The following is an 18483-nucleotide window of genomic DNA, read 5'->3' as shown; positions in this document are numbered from 1 at the left end:
ACATTTAATATTTCTATTTTTGCGAAGATGAAGCAGAAAGTAAAGGAAGCTCCAAAAATTTCCGTTATCGTAAGCACCTATAACGCCGAAGAATGGTTAAAAAAAGTGTTGTGGGGCTTCAATTGCCAAATATTCAAGGATTTTGAGGTGGTAATAGCCGACGACGGTTCAGGACCAAAGACAAAAGCACTCTTGGAAGAACTTGCCCCTCAGGTTTTTTATGAGATCATCCATGTTTGGCAAGAGGATGATGGTTTCCAAAAATCCAGGATTCTGAACAAGGCTGTCGAGTCGTGCAATGCGGAATACATCATAATGACGGACGGGGATTGCATTCCCAGGGAAGATTTTGTAGAGGTACATTACATCAACAAAGAAGAAGGTTATTTCATTTCGGGAGGCTATTACATGCTTCCCATGAACATTTCCAAGATGATTACCTTGAAGGATATTGAAAAACAGAACTGTTTCAACATCAATTGGCTCAAGGAAAAAGGCATTCCCAAAACATTCAAGAACAACAAACTAAGGGCAAGAGGGGTAATTTCAAAATTTCTGAATACCCTAACACCGACCAACGCCAGTTGGAACGGACACAATTCTTCTGGTTGGAAGAAGGACATCATGAATGTGAATGGCTTCGACGAGCGTATGCAATATGGTGGTCAGGACCGGGAACTTGGGGAACGCTTGTTCAATTTTGGGATAAAGTCCAAACAGCTCCGATACAGTGCGGTTTGTGTACACCTAGATCATAAGAGGGGATATAAGACTCCGGAATCCATCGCAAGGAACAGGGCCATACGAAGGGAGACCCGATTGCAAAAAATGGTTTGGACCCACTATGGCATCACCAAATAATAGGCGAGCTCGTTTTTCTTTTCCAATCGTTTAAGTTCACGAAATCTTTCCAATACACCCAAGGCATTCAAATAAGAGACGATAACGCCTTTTTTTCCATCCAAAAACCCCAGTCGCAAAACGTAGTGGTTGAAGAATTTCCAAAGCGGTTTGAAGACCATGAGAAAATAGTTGAAATGCTTTTCCTTATAAAAAGCTTCCTTGGCCTTTAATTGACCGTATTTCAACATTTTTCCTTTGTAATCCTCATAGTTTTTATAGCAGTAGTGCACCAATTTTTCCTTAAGAACACAGGAATTACCATTAACCTCCAAGGTTTCATGGACAATTTTCCTATCGGTGAACTTGGCCTTACTTTTTCTAAAGAGCCTATGGTTTTTGTCTGTTTGCCAGCCACTAAAGTGTAAGGGTTCATTTTGGAACATAAACCTACGGTAGAACCAATAGGCCTCGCAGGCGTTTGGGTTGTTAATGGTCTGCGTTATTTCTTTTTGAAGTGCATCGGTGACTATTTCGTCGGCATCCACAAAAAGAATCCAATCGTTGGAAGCGTGTTTGAGGGTGAAGGACTTCTGGGCCGTAAAATTCTCGAAAGGATTTTGGAGTACCCTGACCTTCGGATGGTTTTGAAGATACTCAAAAGTGCCATCCGTACTATAGGAATCTACTACTAGGATTTCATCAGCAAACGAAACCGATTCTATACATTTTTCAATGTAACCCATTTCATTGTAGGTTATGATCAATGCTGACAATTTTTGCTTTGGGGCGCTCAATTCAGCCATATTTATTGGTATTCAAAATTGGTTTGACAAAATTATAACAAAAAAATGGGGTAAAAATTGTTGCGCAGTCAGTTTTTCTTACAACAACTGAAATCAAAAAAACCCTACCTTCTGTATATGTAATGTTGAGGTTGTCTTCTATCCTATAGGATTAAATAATGAAAAAGGGTTGCTTTTGGTTTAACATTTTTTTTAAACAGCAACATCATGCTCCCTCAATGCATTGTTCAAAGAGGTTTTTTTGTCCGTACTCGCTTTTCGCTTACCAATTATCAGTGCACATGGCACTTGAAATTCTCCCGCCGCAAACTTTTTGGTATAACTCCCGGGTATAACAACTGACCGTTCAGGCACAATACCTTTTAAAGTTTTGGGCTCGTCACCGGTTACATCAATAATTTTGGTGGAGGCAGTCAGCACAACATTGGCCCCCAATACGGCTTCCTTCTCAACCCGAACACCTTCCACAACAATACATCTGGAACCTATAAAAGCATTATCCTCAATGATCACTGGAGCAGCCTGTAACGGCTCCAGCACACCCCCAATACCAACACCTCCGCTTAAATGGACATTTTTTCCAATCTGAGCACAACTTCCAACAGTGGCCCAAGTATCTACCATGGTGCCTTCATCCACGTAGGCACCAATATTAACGTAGCTGGGCATCAATATGGTCCCTTTAGAAATATATGCACCATGCCTTGCGACCGCATGGGGGACCACCCTAACGCCCTTCTCCCTATATCCTCTTTTCAATGGAATTTTGTCGTGGTATTCAAAAATTCCCGCTTCCAAAACCTCCATTTTTTGAATGGGGAAGTAGAGCACCACGGCCTTTTTGACCCATTCGTTAATGGTCCAACCAGTGCTGGTTGGCTCCGCACAGCGAAGTTTGCCCGTATCAATAAGGTCTATCACCTCCCTGATGGCTTTTTGTGTAGATTCCTCCTTAAGCAAATCCCTATTTTCCCATGCTTGTTCAACCGTTGCTCGTAAATCTGTCATGTCCATGTTAAATTTGGGCAAAGATAATGCCCTTGCCAGAATATTGGCCCCTATTTTAACCGCGTAACATTTTTGCGCTATTTTTGCCAAAAAATTGCTTTGGCGAGAATTTTGGCTTTGGATTTTGGAAAAGTGCGGACAGGAATAGCGGTAACCGACGAACTTCAAATTATTGCCTCTGGCTTGGCCACAGTCCAGACCAGTGATCTGATGCAATTTCTTTCCGAGTATGAAGAAAAGGAAGTCGTGGAAAGAATTGTGATTGGTCTACCCAAGCAGATGGATGGCACACCGTCGGAATCTGAAGAGCTTATCCTACCTTTTATGGAAAAACTTTCACAGCGATTTCCACATATCCCGATTGAACGACAGGATGAACGGTTTACCTCCAAAATGGCCATGCAATCCATGGTTGAAGGAGGAATGAAGAAAAAAAAGCGTCAGGACAAGGCCAAGCTGGATGAAATAAGCGCGACACTTATTTTGCAGGCCTACCTTAACAGAAAATAGTTTATGATTTTACCCATAGTTGCATACGGAGACCCCGTTTTACGAAAGGTCGCGGAAGATCTGCCCCAAGATTATCCCAAATTGGATGAGTTGATTTCCAACATGTGGGAGACCATGTACAATGCCCACGGTGTGGGATTGGCAGCCCCGCAAATTGGATTGCCGATACGACTTTTCTTGGTGGATACATCACCCTTTGCCGATGATGAGGAATTGAGCCAAGAAGAACAAGATCGGTTAAAGGATTTTAAAAAAGTGTTCATCAATGCAAAGATTGAGGAACAGAATGGCCAGGAATGGAACTTCAATGAAGGATGCCTGAGTATTCCGGATATTCGGGAAGATGTAAAGCGCAAGCCGGAAATAACCATCAGCTATCTGGATGAGAACTTCAATTCTCACACAGAGACTTTTGACGGACTGTTGGCTCGGGTCATACAACATGAGTACGATCATATCGAGGGAATTCTGTTCACCGACAAGCTCTCATCCTTAAAGAAAAGACTTTTAAAAAGCAGACTGGACAAAATTTCCAAGGGAAAAATCGAGGTGGAATACAAGATGCGGTTTCCCAGCATCAAAAAAAGACGTTAAAAAAAATTGGATTTGGGATAAAAACATAATTTTACGCCCAGAAAATATAAGCAATGACACTGGATAAAATTTTGTCGATAGGTGGAAAACCTGGACTTTACAAGTTGCTGACCCAAACCAGGAGCGGTTTCGTGGGCGAATCGCTTTTGGATGGAAAAAGGGTGACCGTGAGCATGCGGAACAATGTCAGCGTTCTGTCCGAAATTGCCATCTATACGCTGGAAGAAGAGGTTCCCCTTAGAGAAATCTTCCAAAAAATAAAGGAAAAGGAAGGCGGGGAAAAGACCAAAATCAGCCACAAAGCCGAAAAAATGGACTTGGAGGAATATTTCTTCGAAATTTTGCCCAACTATGATGAAGACAGGGTTTATGCCAGTGATATCAAAAAAATAATACAGTGGTACAATATCCTTGTCGACAACAAGATCACCGATTTCTCTGAAACAGACACTGAAGAGACCGCTATCCCTGCCACCGAGGAGGAATAGGGACTATTTATCCCAATCCACCAACGTTGTTGGATAATAATTTACCTGCATCCGTTCTAGGTAGGGCACATGTTGTCTCAGTCTGGTCCTATAATCCTCCCAATCGCAATGCTCCCGAAGCGACCATCCCAACTCGCCATATCCTATGGCACGGGGAAACGCCAAATATTCAAGCTCGGCACTGTTGGAAATGGTTTCGGACCACAACGGCGCTTCAATGCCCAAAATGCTTTCTATCGGAAGGTCTTCCACATAGGTTTCCGGATCCCAGTTATAAGCTGTGTCCACCGGAATGAGGCCAGCCCAGTTAAGTCCATAGGTCGAAAGTGAATCGTACTTCATGTCCAGATAAATTTTCTCCGCTGGGGACAGAATGATTTTTGAACCATTTTGCGCGGCTATTTGGGCATGTTTCTTTTCATTCCAAAGCTGGACAACACTTGAAGGGCTTATATCCGCTTGGGCTATCTCATTCCATCCAATCATGGATTTTCCGTGTTTTTGCACTATTTTTTCAACCCGTTCCACAAAATGTATATAGTCTTTTTTTGGGGTAACGTGGCTCTCATCGCCTCCAATATGAAAATAAGGTCCCGGTGAAATGGAGGCAATTTCACGAATAACATCGTCCAGGAAAATGTAAACACTGTCCTTGTTCGCATCAAAGGTGCTGAAACCGACCCGTGTGCCTGTGTAAGGCTTTAAAGTTTTTCCATTGCCGTTCAAAAAAGGATAGCTCACCGATGCGGCGTTGGTGTGCCCTGGCATATCTATTTCTGGGATTATGGTGATATGTCGCTCAGCAGCATAATTGACCAACTCCTTATATTCCTCTTGGGTATAAAACCCTCCCTTGCCACCGCCAACTTCGGTGGCTCCTCCAACGGTTGTAAGTTTGGGCCAAGATTTGATCTCAATCCGCCAACCTTGGTCATCGGAAAGGTGAAGGTGAAACTTATTATATTTATAATAGGCCAAAATATCTATATATTTCTTTACTTCCTCCACGGTAAAAAAGTGGCGGGCCACATCCAACATGGCCCCACGGAACGCAAATTTTGGAGCATCCACGATCTTACCGGATGGAATAACCCATAATGGATGGTCCGTGAGCGTGTCGTTGCTTTTTTCTGGAATGAGTTGGCGCAGGGTCTGTATTCCCCTAAAAGCACCTTCCACCGATTCGGAATTGACGAATATGGAATCATTTTTAATGTAAAGCTGATAAGACTCTGGGGTTTTAAGGTCTTGGGAATTTGCCTTATTTATATAAATGAAGCGATGAATGGAATTTTCCTCAGCAGTCTGGTTTACAGGTACTTCCAATCCAGTTTGCCATTTTATCTTATCCGACAAAAATCGTCCCACCTGCTCAAAACCAGGGTCACTTTCAGAAGTAAGGATAACGGTATTTTGATCCAATCCAAAAGCACTGTGGGTGGCCACAGTGTTAATGGGTTTTGGGATAAGGGGAGCTTGGGAAAGATCTGTTTTGGGATACAAAATTTCCTTTTTCTTGGGCTGGCAGGCTGCGGCAACTATCAACAAAAGGGATACCGCAAAAACTTTTTTAAACATACATTGGGTTTTATTTAACAAAATCGACAAAATCCTTCAAAACGCCATACCATATATCGTAACCTTCGCTGTTCATGTGAAGGCCATCATCAATAAAGAGATCTCTTTTGAGCGTTCTGTTATCCAGCATAGGATGCCAAACATCAGCAAAATAAACCCCTTGGGTTTCGGTGGCAAATCGAGCCAATTTGCGGTTAAGTCGACGATATTTTCCCCTTAAACGCCATCGGGCAATGCTGGGTTTGGATGAAATGAGGACAACTTCAGGGTTTGATGCTTGGCCCCGGAGTACATGCACTATCCGCTCCATGGTTTTGAAGACGAGCCCAGGTCTTTTTTTATCACTTATATCATTGTCGCCTTCATAAATGAAGACACGTACTGGAGCATATTTTATGACCAAAGGGTTCAAATAATGTTCCAGATCGGACGATTGGGAACCTCCGAATCCTGTGTTCAATATCTGATGTTCCGGGAATCGCTCTTCCAGATCTTTCCAAAGTCGTACGCTGGAACTCCCTGTAAATACTATGACCGGTTTTGATGAATCCCATAGAGAATCCATTCTTTGTTCTATATGCATTACCTCCTTCTTGAATCGGTTTGGATCCTGTGTATTGCCCAGCACGGGGAATAGCATCATCAGAAACAAAAATCGCCTCATAGCATCAGCGTATTGTTTTGAGAGATATTTTTTTGGTAACCGACTAAAAAACATCAATAATTGCTTACCAGATTTTGGGCTTGGCTCCATTCATAAAACCGTTCAATCCAAGAATCTGAGGGCAGTCCCTGTTTTTCCATTCCAAAACCATGTCCGCCCTTACTGTACATGTGCAGGGCCACAGGTTTTCCTGCCTGCAACCATGAGGAATAGAGATCGATGCTGCCTTTTGCCAATCCCAAGGGATCATCGGTGGCACAAATAATAAACATGGGAGGTGCATCGGGTTTCGGTTCTTGGATTGGTAGCACATCCGACCAGTAATATACTGGCACTAAAAAATTGGGCTTGTTGTCTTGGGAGTAATTGTAGCCTACCCCCACGGTTACCGCACCACCTGCCGAGAATCCCATAAACCCGATTTTGTTTGGATCCACACCGTATGAGGTGGCATTTTCCCTAACATGTTTTATCGCATTTAGGCCATCTTTAATGGAGTAGGGGAGCACTTTGGCCACTTCCTCACCAATCTTGTCCGGGTTGTTCACGGACAAATCCGAAATCTCCGCAACCCCGTCCTTTTCGGTGGGCACTAACCTGTATTGGAGTACAAATGCGGTAATCCCTTTTTCATTAAGCCACTTAGCAACTTCCGTACCCTCTTTTTTTATACTGAGAGCGTATAATCCGCCCCCGGGCGCGACAATGACTGATGTGCCATTATTGAGGGCTTCTTCGGGACGGAAAACCTGTATGGTGGGCTCCGAGACATTGGTGACCACTTCAGTCTTCCAAATGGGAGAATAATATTGCCCCAGAGCGGTTGTCCATACCACTGGAGGGTTTTCATCAACAGGCAATTTCACGATTTCTTGGGCCGGTAGCCAAAGGCATCCGAACAAAATGACAAGAAGCGTTATGGATTTCATAGTATCGGCTTTTCTTCAAAAATACAACTGTTTTTGATACGCCCCACCTGTTGAAAAATAAGAACGCTTTGTTAGGCAAGGATGGATTTTACTTAAAAGGGTCTTCGTATTTTTGGCAAAACTTTTTGGATGAACAATAGAGCGAGGCAATTGAAGGCTTTTTCAAGATTGTTGGACATCATGGACGAACTGCGTGAACAATGTCCGTGGGACAAGAAACAAACCATGCAGTCGCTGCGCCATCTGACCATTGAGGAAACCTACGAGTTGGGGGACGCCATTTTGGATGATGACCTGGAAGAAGTGAAGAAGGAGCTCGGCGACCTGTTATTGCATATTGTTTTTTATGCCAAAATAGGCTCGGAGACCGGGGATTTTGATATGGCGGACGTAGCCAATGACATCTGCGAAAAATTGATAAACCGTCATCCGCATATCTATGGCGATGTAAAGGTAGAAAATGAGGAAGAGGTGAAGCAGAATTGGGAAAACATCAAACTGAAAGAAGGCAAGAAAAGTGTTCTCGAGGGAGTGCCCAGTAGCCTACCTGCCTTGGTCAAGGCCAATAGAATCCAGGAAAAAGTGGCCGGTGTGGGATTCGATTGGGAACGGCCGGAACAGGTCTTTGAAAAATTAAAGGAAGAACTCGGCGAATTGCAGGTTGAGGTGGAATCGAACCATAGAGATAGAATTGAGTCCGAGTTTGGGGATGTTCTTTTTTCGATGGTCAATTATGCCCGCTTTTTGGAGATAAATCCTGAAAATGCGTTGGAACGGACCAACAAGAAGTTTATCGAACGCTTCAAATATCTGGAAAGAAAAGCCAAGGAAAAGGGAAAAAGCCTTAAGGAAATGACCTTGGCCGAAATGGACGTATTCTGGGAAGAGGCCAAAAAAGTTTAGGTTTTCCGAATAGTTCCCTTATAAACGATTCAGATTATGTTGATTGGACTACATTTGTCCGCTTTAAGAATCCATTTTGCTACAACGATATACCAGAGAGTTTGCATTTAACCTAAGATTGGCCTATCCCGTGATCTTGGGGATGTTGGGCCATACCTTCGTAGCCTTTGCCGATAACATCATGGTAGGCCAATTGGGTACGGCAGAGTTGGCCGCTGTCTCCCTTGGCAATAGTTTTGTGTTCATCGCCATGTCTTTGGGCATCGGTTTTTCAACGGCAATCACGCCGCTGGTGGCCGAAGCGGACGGCGCGGGTAACCAAGCCGATGGCAAGAGTGCACTAAAACATGGTTTGGTGCTCTGTACCTTATTGGGATTTTCCCTCTTTGGGGTGATATTGGTCTGCAAACCACTGCTGCATTCCATGGACCAACCACCGGAAGTGGTTGAATTGGCAATTCCCTATCTGGACCTGGTTGCCTTTTCGCTAGTTCCCCTGATTATTTTTCAGGCGTTGAAGCAATTTTCTGAAGGACTTTCGCAGACCAAATACCCCATGTATGCCACCATTTTGGCCAATGTGATTAACATTGTCATCAACTATTTGCTCATTTTTGGGTCGTTTGGTTTTCCAAAATTGGGAATTGTGGGGGCTGCCATCGGCACACTGGTATCTAGACTCATTATGGTGGGCTATATCTGGTATTTATTGAAGCGGAAAGAAAAATTTAGGCCCTATGTATCACATTTCAATTTCAGGAACATTGAAAACAAAGTGATGCGAAAAATAATCAGCCTGGGATTCCCTTCGGCCATGCAAATGTTTTTTGAAGTGGCCATTTTTACCGCTGCCATATGGTTGAGCGGGGTTCTTGGCAAGAATGCCCAGGCTGCAAATCAGATAGCCTTGAACCTTAGCAGTATGACCTTTATGGTCGGGATGGGGCTCAGCGTAGCGGCCATGATACGTGTGGGCAATCAAAAAGGATTGCAGAACTTTCGGGAACTTAGAAGAATCGCGGAATCCATATTTTTCCTCACTTTTCTGTTGGAGGTCGTCTTTGCCACACTTTTCCTGTTGGGAAGGCATTGGTTTCCCACCATTTATTTGGATGTGGACGATCTTGCCAACCAAGTGGACAACACCGAAGTGATCGTTATAGCGGCCAAATTGTTGTTGGTGGCGGCATTCTTCCAAATTTCAGATGGGCTTCAGGTGGTGGTGCTTGGCGCATTACGCGGACTTCAGGATGTCAAAATACCCACTTTCATCACTTTTGCGGCCTATTGGTTGATAGGTTTTCCCGTATGTTATTATTTCGGTTTGTTCACGGAGCTCAAGAGCACGGGCATTTGGTTGGGGCTTTTATTGGGGCTTACCGCATCCGCAGTAATGTTGTATATTCGATTTAACTATTTGACCAAAAAATTGATCAGGAACCAAACTGGACCCTAAAACCTGCACATCAAATTCTTAGCACATGGAACTACCGAAATTTCTTTTGGCTGATAACACCGATTATCCCGACGCCATTTTTATCGTCCATACGGAGTATCCACGGTTCATTATCAATCTGGAGAATGATGAAGTGGAGTGGATGGAGGAGTTTTCCAAGGAAGATGAACAGGAATTGGCCTCAGAGGCAGAAATTTTGATTGAAGCGGCCAACGCTTTTTACGATAGGGAGGTATCAAGATACGATGGCTGATGCTTGAGGAGATCCTGCAATTGGACAAGCAGCTGTTCCTATATCTGAACGGCTTGGGGACCGACACTTGGGATGGTTTTTGGATGTTCATGACGAAGACCAGAAATTCTTTCCCACTTTATCTCCTATTACTATATCTGTGCTTTAAGAACTTTGGATGGAAAAAGACAAGCGTTGTTCTTGTCACCGTGGCCCTGCTTATCACGTGCACGGATCAACTTTCCAATTTTTTTAAATATGGAATTGGTAGGCTAAGGCCCTGCTATGATCCAGAGATTAGCGAGACAATGCGCCTGGTAAAAAGCTATTGTGGAGGTAAGTTTGGGTATTTTTCCGCACATGCGGCCAATTCCTTCGGCCCTGCCACTTTTTTTCTGGTTTTATTTCGAGGTAAGGTAAAATACTTGGGTGCAATTTTGGTCATTTGGGCCTGCTTGGTCGCCTACAGCCGTATTTATATTGGAGTGCATTATCCACTGGATGTGCTCACTGGAACATGTGTTGGAATACTCTTTGGATGGTTGTTTGCCAAGTTGGCTATATTTGCATTCCAAAAAATGAGGAAATGATTTCTTCTACCAGGTACTGGTTTTTACTTGCCCTTGTTGTTCTGGTATATATCGCCGGAATGTTCGTGACTCTTTTTGAAAATGATTCTGCACAATTTGCGGTCATGGCCATGCGTATGGTTCAAGAAAATGATTTTATCAATCTGATAAAAGGCACGGAGGAGTATTTGGACAAACCCCACATGCATTACTGGTTGGCGTCCCTTTCATTCAAACTATTTGGGATAAGTGCCTGGGCCTATCGTATACCGGCCATTTTGATTACCCTGCTGGGAGCCTATAGTTGTTTTGGTTTGGGGAACCTACTGTACAACAGGGATATTGGTCGATTTTCTGCATTGATTTTTATGACGGCACAGACCATAGTTTTATCAGTTATTGATGTCCGCACAGATGCAGTCCTGACTGGCTTTACCATTTTTGCCATTTGGCAGCTCGTGGCCTATGTTGAAAAAAACACGCTGAAAAATATAGCCTTGGGTGCTTTGGGGGCAGGATTGGCCTTTTCCACCAAGGGCCAAATTGCCTTGGTGGTCATAGGCATATCATTGCTTTGTCATTTGACCTATACCCGAAAATGGGCGCAATTGTTGAACTGGAAGGTCTTGGTGGCCTTGTTGGTATTTGCAATGGCCATTACACCTATGCTCTACGCCTATTACCATCAATTTGATCTGCATCCGGAAAAAGTGATCCGCGGCAGGGACAATAGAAGCGGAATCTTTTTTATTTTTTGGGAACAGAGTTTTGAACGATTGAGTGGCGAGGGGGTTGGAAAAAACAGTAGTGATTTCTTCTTCTTCTTTCATACGTTTCTTTGGATTTTTCTGCCGTGGACCGTATTGGCCCTGATTGCCTATTGGTGTCGGGTAAAAACATTCTTGAAAATGCGTTTTGCCTATCTTCCCCAGTACGAATTTCTGACTTTGGGCGGAATCACCATCTTATTCTTCATCATTAGTTTCGCCCAGTTCAAACTGCCACACTATATGAACATTCTTGTTCCACTATATGCAATTCTTGCAGCATCCTATCTGTATAGTTTGTACCGATATGAAAAGCATCGGGTGGCCAATGTAGTTTTGGGAATCCAATATTTTATATTGGGAATAGTGTTCATTTTTTCCCTTCTGATATGTTTCTATGTCTTCAAGTTTGAACATTGGCACGGTTACGCCATTTTGGTATCCGTACTGGCGGTGATTACCTATTTCTGCCTGAAAAGGGAAGCACAGTACATGCGAATCATAACGCTCTCTGTCTGTAGTTCACTATTGTTGAATGGGATTTTGAACACCCATTTTTACCCCCGTCTATTAAGCTACCAAGCAGGATCTACCATGGCTGCAAAAGTGGCAGAGCACGAAATACCTGTGGACAAGATCTTCAAGATTTCTGAGCGTCATACCTGGGCCTTGGATTTCTATAATCAAAATCCTGTCAACCTTGCATCCACATCCGAGCTGTTGGACAAACAGGACATTTGGATCTATGCCACCGACCAAGAACTGGATATATTGAGTGATGAGGGATTTCATTGGCATGAACAAATCACCGTGGACCAGTTCCGGATTACCCGACTTCAGCTTAAGTTTTTGAACCCGCATACCAGACAGAAGAAATTGGAACGGATGCATTTGGTACACATAAAGGACTAGGGCACCTCCTCTAATTTTGGCTTCTTGAAATGGTACATGATACCTGAAAGCGATACCAAAGCGGTAATCAAAAAGAAGGTAAAACTTATACCAACCGAAGTACCCGCATTTAATCCAAGCCATTTTGCCCCGTACAAAAAGGTCACTTCACGACTTCCGATGCCCCCAATGGTGAGCGGAATCACTGATACTATGGACGAAACCAAGAAAACAAAAAGATATTCCACAAGATTCCAATGTATGGCGAGTGATTTTAGGATGAACCAAACGCAAACCAGCTGTGCAAGTTGCACCAAGGCGGAATATCCCAATGACTTCCAAAAAATGGGCAGTGTGTAGGAAAAAAATCGTTTTTTGGCGAACCAAAAAGCGAATATGCTCAACGGAATCGCCAAGGCCAAGGGCCATTGTAAGTTTTGAAAAATGGATTGTTCGGACAAAAGTGCCAAAACGCAGGCATACACAAAAATCAGGAGCATACCGCTCAAACGATCCAAAAGCAGAACGGCAACCACCTTTTTAGTGCCTGTATTGTATTTTTTTTGGATGAGGTATCCTTTGTAAGCATCACCACCAATGCCCCCGGGCAAAAAAAGGTTGTAAAACATACCCAGAAGGTATAGGACCAAATTGCTCTTTTGGGACAGTTTGGCCCCTATCTGATGAAAATATAGATTGAGCCGGAAAGCGGAAAGAATCTTTGATAAAACAAAGAGCAATATCGAGGCCATCAGATAGAGAGGCTGGCTCTTTTTCAAGGCTTGGAGTACCTCATCAAAATCTATCTTGGTAAAAATGAAATAGATCAAAGCGGCACTGACGACCAATTTCAGCGCTGTTAGTAACTTTTTACGCAGCTTTTCCGTCACCTATCGAAATATTTTTGATGCGGTAAGGCCTTTTCTGCTGGGACTCGTAATACGTTCTTATCAGCAGTTCCATTACAATGCCAATAGTGAACAATTGAATTCCCCCAAGAATGAACATCATTCCAAAAATCAGCAACGGCCTGCTCCCAATATCCTCGCCAAAACCCAATTTCACGATCAACAAATAGATATTGATGAACACCCCCAGAATGATCAATAGCACCCCAAAAATTCCGAAGAGATGTATGGGTCGTTGAAAATATTTTCTGATAAAGAGCAGGAGCATCATGTCCGCCACCACCTTGAAGACACGCTCCAAGCCGTATTTGGACTCGCCCGCATGGCGCGCATGGTGCTTGACCGGCACTTGCTTTATCTGTGCACCTTCCAAATGGGCCAAAAGAGTTATGAACCGGTGCATTTCACCATACAGGTTCAGGCCCTTGGCAATATCCTTGGTAAAAACCTTTAGAGCACAGCCATTGTCCTTGATGTCGAGCTTGGTTACCCTCCGCACCAGAAAATTGGCAATTTTGGATGGTATTTTCTTAACTAGGGAGTCCTTTCTTTTCTGGCGGATGCCCGTGACCACGTCGTATTCCCCGCTAAGGGCATGCTCCAACATGATGGGAATGTCAGAAGGATCGTTTTGGAGATCTCCGTCCATGGTAATGATGTATTCGCCCTGCGCATAGTCAATTCCTGCTGCCAGGGCCAAGCTCTGGCCATAGTTTTTTTTGAGCTCTATAAGATGCACCTTGTTGTCATCCATCTCTTTGACCACCCTTCGTGTACCATCTTTGGAAAAATCATCCACATACACGATCTGGTACTGATAACCCTTTAGACTTTCATGGATTTTGGTGGTCAACAGAACCACATTGTCCTCCTCATTATAAAGTGGGACCACTATGGATAGAAGAGAATCGGTTATGGCGCTCATGTATTGATATATGGTGCGTGCAAAGTTATTGCTTTTATTTAAAGTTCCTTGGTAATCCCATCCAACAAAACCTTTGCGGCATAAAAGGGAGAAATTTTGTTCGCTTCCACTTCTTTCAGCATTTTCTCCTGTGCCTTTTTAAAAGCAGGCTTCTGATGAAAAAAGTGCTTTATGCTTTCGTCTACGGTCTGAAGGAACCAATTCCTGTTCTGTTTTTTCCTGTTTTCAAAGAAATGGCCATTGGCCCTGTTCTTTTTAATGAAATCCTCAATAATTTCCCACAACTCACCAATTCCGGTATTTTCGGCTGCCGAACAGGCCACTACTTTGGGAACCCACCCATTTTCCTTGGGAGGATAGAGTTGCAGGGCCCTTGAAAATTCGGACACGGCCAATTTGGCCTGTTCAATATTCCCTCCATCCGCTTTATTTATGGCAATAATATCGGCCATTTCCATAATTCCCCTTTTAATCCCCTGCAGCTCATCCCCGGCACCTGAAAGTTTTAGCAACAAGAAAAAATCCACCATACTGTGCACGGCAATCTCGCTTTGACCCACGCCCACGGTTTCCACCAATATCACATCGTACCCGGCGGCTTCACAGATTATGATGCTCTCCCTTGTTTTTTGTGCCACCCCTCCTAATGATGAACCGGAGGGAGAGGGACGAATAAAGGCTTTTGGATCTTTGGAAAGGGTTTCCATCCGTGTTTTATCGCCAAGAATGCTGCCCTTGCTCAGCGAACTGGTGGGATCCACGGCCAAAACGGCCACCTTTTTCCCCAAGGAGGTCAGCATTTTTCCAAATACCTCAATAAAAGAGCTTTTTCCTACCCCGGGAACACCAGTGATGCCTATTCGAATGCTGTTATTGGGTTGGGAAAGGCATTGCTCTATAACGGTATTTGCCTTTTCGTAATGCTTGGGATTGGTGCTTTCCAGCAGGGTTATCGCTTGGGCCAAAAGGGCCTGGTTTCCCTTCAAAATGCCATCTACCAGGGTTTCAACAGCAATTTCCCGCTTGCGAAGCTGTTTGATTCGGGAAACGGTGTTGGATTTCTGGTCTTTGCTGTTTTTCAAGTAATGTAAGATCTAATTCTCCACTAAAGTAAAAAGTTTTCATGGGTTACGGTACATTCAATTTTTGGTGAACGATTCATATCCAAGAAAAAAGAATGCCGCATTTGTGGTATTTCACAAAATTTTAATGGCATTTATTAGGGGCGTAGCCCCACAAATAGTAACTTCTCGATACAAATACAAAATACTGATCTATGAAAACTATTTTTGAGAGTACGGCCACAAACACCGGGGGCAGGTCTGGGCATGTGAAAAGTGAGGACGGGTTTTTGGATTTTGACATTAGCATGCCCAATTCCAAAGGAAAAACAAACCCAAAGACAACGAATCCGGAAGAACTCTTTGCAGCGGCATATTCCACCTGTTTTGCGGGCGCGCTGCAGGTCGTTGCCAAAAATCATGACGTGAAGGATCTGGGGGACTTCAGCGTAACGGCCACCATAGCTTTCAATACAGAGGAGGAAGGCGCTTTTTTGGAAGCCACCCTTGATGCGTATTTACCCACTGTGGATAAGGACACCGGTGAACGTTTGATCAACGCAGCCCACGAAATATGTCCGTATAGCAAAGCTACCAGGGATAATATAACGGTCCATTTGAATTTACTGTTGGATGAATGATTTATAAATTTTTGGTCCACCCCGAAGAATCCCGTTGTTAGTTCAACGGGATTTTTTGTTAAATAAAACGGAAAACGATGGTATTTTGCAACGGCGCATTTTTTTCTGCGTCCTTAAGGCGAACAACTAAGTTACCAAACCACAAAACTGAAGGTGTTTCAAATAGAATTGGTAGAGCAATGCAAGGCCAACGACAGAAAGGCCCAACTGAAACTGTACAAACAATACTGTAAAGGAATGTACGGGGTGGCCATGCGCTTTTTGGGAAACCCGGATGATGCCGAGGACGTAGTGCAGGAATCTTTCATAAAGGCGTTCCAGCGCATAGAACAGTTTAAGGGAGAGGTTACTTTTGGAGCTTGGTTGAAAAGGATAGTGGTTAACCGAAGTATTGATTTTTTGAAATCCAAGCACCGTCAAAGGGCTGATCTTGATGAACAGATGCTACATGTGGCTGAAGAGGAGAACGATTGGACCATAGAAGAAGGGCCATCCGTGGAACAGGTGAAGTTGGCCATTGAGGAACTGCCCGAAAAATACAGATATGTGGTGCAATTGTTTCTGGTTGAAGGATACGACCACGGCGAAATCTCCGAAATACTGGACATTTCGGAGACGGCTTCCAGAACCAGATTGTTGAGAGGGAAGACCCAATTGAAAGAAACTTTAAAAAATATGGCATATGGCACTTGATCTTAGGGAAATGTTTGCCAAAGAAAGGGAAGGGGAAAATCCAGTTCTGAAAAAAGGACATGAGGAACGCTTTTTGTCCAAATTGGAAAAGGAAATGCCCATCGACCCATCAAAAAGGAAAAGAAGTATCGGTTTTTGGATACAGGTAGCGGCCTCCGTGGTCTTGGTCATGGGTCTTGGCATCTATTTTTTCAATGGGGAAACAAAACCTGGAACCGAGAACGGAATCCAAATTGTGGATAAGGATTCACCTCCAAAAACAAACACCTCCATTTCATTGGGAGACCTTTCCCCAGACCTAAAGAAAATCGAGAATTACTATCTGTCCAACATCAACCTACAACTTTCTGATTTGGAAGTGGATTCGGAAAACAAGGAAGTCATGGACAATTTTATGGAAAGACTCTCAGAACTGGATGCCGAATATCGGAGACTTAACCAAGAGTTGAACCAGGTAGGCCCCAATGACCAGACGATAAATGCGCTGGTCCAAAACTTGCAGTTGCGACTGCAATTGTTACAAAAATTAAAATCGAAGTTGAACCAAATAAAATCATCAAAAAATGAACAGAAATCATCTCATATCGTTTAATGCTTCGCTTTTTCTGCTGGCGGGCCTGATGGCTCATGCTCAGGAAAGGAGCAAGACCTACAAGGAAACGTTCACCGTTGGCAATGATGCCGTATTGAACATTGACACTTCCCATGCCGACATTGAGTTCGAAACGTGGGACGAGGACCAAGTGGAAGTTACTGCTGTGGTGAAACTGGAGGATGCCACGGATGAAGAGGCCACTGAGTTCTTCGAGAAGGATGCCATAAAGATTTTTGGAAATAGCAGGGAAATTGAGGTACGCACCGTAGGCCGTGGAATGGGCATGTCATCGTATGCTTTCGACATCAAGGATTTTGATTTTGTGATTCCCGATGTCCCCTCCGTGGACCATATCATGGAGCATATTGATATACCCGAAATCATGGTAATCCCCGAAATGCCACCTATGCCTCCGATACCTTTTTTGGAATTTGACTATGATGCATACAGGGAGGATGGTGAAAAGTACCTGAAGGAATGGAAAAAGGACTTTGACAAGAATTTTGATGCCGAATATCAGGAGCGAATAAAGGAATGGAGCAAGGAAGTTGAGGAAAGATCCAGGGAGAGGGCCGAGGAGTTGAAAGAACTTCGGGAAGAGAGGGATAAAATTCGGGAAGAGGCCAGGGACGAGGCACGAAAGCAACGGGACGAGCTTCGCAAGCACAGGGATGAAGCCAGACACCAAGCCCGAATGCAAAGAAGTGTCAGTGTCCATTCCGATGGCGATACTAACGTATTCTACTTTTCATCTGATGGGGAAAGCAAAAAATATAAGGTCAAGACCCATATCAAGATAAAAATGCCAAAATCCGTTAAACTTAAAATGGACGTAAGGCACGGCGAGGTAAAGTTGGCGAACAACACAAGGAATATCAATGCAAGCTTGTCCTATGCAAGCTTGCTTGCATCCACTATAGAGGGGAGGGGGACCAATATCAGGGCCTCCTATTCCCCTGTGGTGGTCCAAAAATGGAACTATGGACAGCTAAGAACCGATTATTCCGATAAAGTAAACCTAAAGGAAGTGAAGGAATTGAACTTAAACTCCGTTTCCTCCCATGTTACCATTGACCGACTTCTGGACAGTGCCCTTGTTTCCAATAACTTGGGATCTTTGCTGATCAATGCGGTGGGTGAGGGGTTTTCATCGATTGATATTTCGGTGGAGCATGGGGAATTGGACCTAAAGTTGCCCACTGTGGCCTACTCAATCTTCATAAACGAAACCCTGTCCGAGTTTGAATACCCTAAAAAACTGACCTTGAACACCTCCAACAACCACAACAATAAGGTGCATAAGGGGTACCATCTTGCAAATACGGATGGGAAATCCATAAGTATTACTTCCCGATATAGTGATGTGGTGCTGAAAGAATAACCACCGGAACGCTTCTATACCCTTGTCCCAATAACTCCCAATGC

At 43.7% G+C, this 18483-nt stretch carries 21 protein-coding genes; 13 read left to right on the top strand and 8 right to left on the bottom strand.

Annotation, left to right across the window (positions count from 1 at the left end; translation table 11 throughout):
• Positions 1 to 27: 27 nt before the first annotated feature.
• The gene (locus K7G75_RS13060; protein WP_222984681.1) at positions 28 to 861 is read left to right on the top strand and encodes a glycosyltransferase family 2 protein; all 834 of its coding nucleotides are present in this window, start codon (positions 28 to 30) and stop codon (positions 859 to 861) included.
• On the opposite strand, the gene K7G75_RS13055 is transcribed toward K7G75_RS13060, so the two are convergent.
• Positions 843 to 1646, bottom strand: coding sequence for a glycosyltransferase family 2 protein (locus K7G75_RS13055; RefSeq protein ID WP_222984680.1), 804 nt, complete (start codon positions 1644 to 1646; stop codon positions 843 to 845). The genes K7G75_RS13060 and K7G75_RS13055 overlap by 19 nt on opposite strands.
• 192 nt (positions 1647 to 1838) lie before the next feature.
• On the bottom strand, positions 1839 to 2654 hold the full coding sequence (locus K7G75_RS13050) for a 2,3,4,5-tetrahydropyridine-2,6-dicarboxylate N-succinyltransferase (protein WP_222984679.1): 816 nt from the start codon (positions 2652 to 2654) through the stop codon (positions 1839 to 1841).
• 99 nt (positions 2655 to 2753) lie between these two features.
• Here K7G75_RS13050 and ruvX point away from each other — a divergent pair, with 99 nt between their 5' ends.
• Genes ruvX through K7G75_RS13035 form a run of 3 tightly spaced genes read left to right on the top strand, consistent with a single transcriptional unit; the run spans position 2754 to position 4246 of the window.
• Positions 2754 to 3164, top strand: coding sequence for a Holliday junction resolvase RuvX (gene ruvX, locus K7G75_RS13045; RefSeq protein ID WP_222984678.1), 411 nt, complete (start codon positions 2754 to 2756; stop codon positions 3162 to 3164).
• Positions 3165 to 3167: 3 nt separating this feature from the next.
• Complete coding sequence (gene def / locus K7G75_RS13040) at positions 3168 to 3758, top strand: peptide deformylase (RefSeq protein ID WP_222984677.1); 591 nt, start codon at positions 3168 to 3170, stop codon at positions 3756 to 3758.
• Positions 3759 to 3811: 53 nt separating this feature from the next.
• Entirely contained in the window at positions 3812 to 4246 is a 435-nt protein-coding gene (locus K7G75_RS13035; protein WP_222984676.1) for a DUF5606 family protein, read from the top strand.
• Between the two features lie 3 nt (positions 4247 to 4249).
• On the opposite strand, the gene K7G75_RS13030 is transcribed toward K7G75_RS13035, so the two are convergent.
• Genes K7G75_RS13030 through K7G75_RS13020 form a run of 3 tightly spaced genes read right to left on the bottom strand, consistent with a single transcriptional unit; the run spans position 4250 to position 7417 of the window.
• Positions 4250 to 5824 (bottom strand): family 20 glycosylhydrolase, encoded by a 1575-nt coding sequence (locus K7G75_RS13030; RefSeq protein WP_222984675.1) that lies wholly within the window; start codon positions 5822 to 5824, stop codon positions 4250 to 4252.
• A gap of 10 nt (positions 5825 to 5834) precedes the next feature.
• Positions 5835 to 6488, bottom strand: a complete 654-nt coding sequence (locus K7G75_RS13025; protein ID WP_222984674.1) for a GDSL-type esterase/lipase family protein — start codon at positions 6486 to 6488, stop codon at positions 5835 to 5837.
• A gap of 53 nt (positions 6489 to 6541) precedes the next feature.
• Positions 6542 to 7417 carry an alpha/beta hydrolase gene (locus K7G75_RS13020; protein WP_222984673.1) on the bottom strand — a complete coding sequence of 292 codons (876 nt, stop codon included), beginning with the start codon at positions 7415 to 7417 and terminating at the stop codon, positions 6542 to 6544.
• Between the two features lie 129 nt (positions 7418 to 7546).
• On the opposite strand from K7G75_RS13020, the gene mazG reads away from it, so the two are divergent.
• From mazG to K7G75_RS12995, 5 genes are all read left to right on the top strand, one after another.
• A complete protein-coding gene (gene mazG / locus K7G75_RS13015) occupies positions 7547 to 8320 on the top strand; it encodes a nucleoside triphosphate pyrophosphohydrolase (protein ID WP_222984672.1) in 774 nt (257 codons plus the stop codon).
• A 76-nt stretch (positions 8321 to 8396) separates the two neighbouring features.
• Positions 8397 to 9776, top strand: a complete 1380-nt coding sequence (locus tag K7G75_RS13010; protein WP_222984671.1) for an MATE family efflux transporter — start codon at positions 8397 to 8399, stop codon at positions 9774 to 9776.
• A gap of 25 nt (positions 9777 to 9801) precedes the next feature.
• Positions 9802 to 10029, top strand: a complete 228-nt coding sequence (locus tag K7G75_RS13005; RefSeq protein WP_222984670.1) for a hypothetical protein — start codon at positions 9802 to 9804, stop codon at positions 10027 to 10029.
• The gene (locus tag K7G75_RS13000) at positions 10029 to 10598 is read left to right on the top strand and encodes a phosphatase PAP2 family protein (RefSeq protein WP_222984669.1); all 570 of its coding nucleotides are present in this window, start codon (positions 10029 to 10031) and stop codon (positions 10596 to 10598) included. Before K7G75_RS13005 ends, K7G75_RS13000 begins: the two co-directional genes overlap by 1 nt.
• On the top strand, positions 10595 to 12256 hold the full coding sequence (locus tag K7G75_RS12995; RefSeq protein WP_222984668.1) for an ArnT family glycosyltransferase: 1662 nt from the start codon (positions 10595 to 10597) through the stop codon (positions 12254 to 12256). Before K7G75_RS13000 ends, K7G75_RS12995 begins: the two co-directional genes overlap by 4 nt.
• Here K7G75_RS12995 and K7G75_RS12990 read toward each other — a convergent pair.
• From K7G75_RS12990 to meaB, 3 genes are read right to left on the bottom strand one after another with little or no spacing between them, the layout of a single operon-like run.
• On the bottom strand, positions 12253 to 13125 hold the full coding sequence (locus tag K7G75_RS12990) for a lysylphosphatidylglycerol synthase transmembrane domain-containing protein (RefSeq protein ID WP_222984667.1): 873 nt from the start codon (positions 13123 to 13125) through the stop codon (positions 12253 to 12255). The two genes, K7G75_RS12995 and K7G75_RS12990, sit on opposite strands and share 4 nt — an antisense overlap.
• Positions 13106 to 14068, bottom strand: coding sequence for a glycosyltransferase family 2 protein (locus K7G75_RS12985; protein WP_222984666.1), 963 nt, complete (start codon positions 14066 to 14068; stop codon positions 13106 to 13108). Before K7G75_RS12985 ends, K7G75_RS12990 begins: the two co-directional genes overlap by 20 nt.
• Before the next feature lie 38 nt (positions 14069 to 14106).
• Positions 14107 to 15150, bottom strand: coding sequence for a methylmalonyl Co-A mutase-associated GTPase MeaB (gene meaB / locus K7G75_RS12980; protein WP_222984665.1), 1044 nt, complete (start codon positions 15148 to 15150; stop codon positions 14107 to 14109).
• Between the two features lie 194 nt (positions 15151 to 15344).
• Here meaB and K7G75_RS12975 point away from each other — a divergent pair, with 194 nt between their 5' ends.
• From K7G75_RS12975 to K7G75_RS12960, 4 genes are all read left to right on the top strand, one after another.
• Entirely contained in the window at positions 15345 to 15770 is a 426-nt protein-coding gene (locus tag K7G75_RS12975; protein WP_222984664.1) for an organic hydroperoxide resistance protein, read from the top strand.
• 153 nt (positions 15771 to 15923) lie between these two features.
• Positions 15924 to 16463 (top strand): RNA polymerase sigma factor, encoded by a 540-nt coding sequence (locus K7G75_RS12970; protein ID WP_222984663.1) that lies wholly within the window; start codon positions 15924 to 15926, stop codon positions 16461 to 16463.
• A complete protein-coding gene (locus K7G75_RS12965) occupies positions 16453 to 17055 on the top strand; it encodes a hypothetical protein (protein ID WP_222984662.1) in 603 nt (200 codons plus the stop codon). Before K7G75_RS12970 ends, K7G75_RS12965 begins: the two co-directional genes overlap by 11 nt.
• Positions 17027 to 18439: a hypothetical protein gene (locus K7G75_RS12960; RefSeq protein ID WP_222984661.1), complete on the top strand. Its 1413-nt coding sequence runs from the start codon at positions 17027 to 17029 to the stop codon at positions 18437 to 18439. Before K7G75_RS12965 ends, K7G75_RS12960 begins: the two co-directional genes overlap by 29 nt.
• Positions 18440 to 18483: the final 44 nt, after the last annotated feature.

This window comes from Flagellimonas meishanensis, from assembly GCF_019880545.1.
In the GTDB taxonomy this organism is placed as follows: domain Bacteria; phylum Bacteroidota; class Bacteroidia; order Flavobacteriales; family Flavobacteriaceae; genus Flagellimonas; species Flagellimonas meishanensis.
The sequence above is the reverse complement of the archived record's forward strand: the minus strand, read 5'-3'. Positions and strand labels throughout refer to the sequence as shown.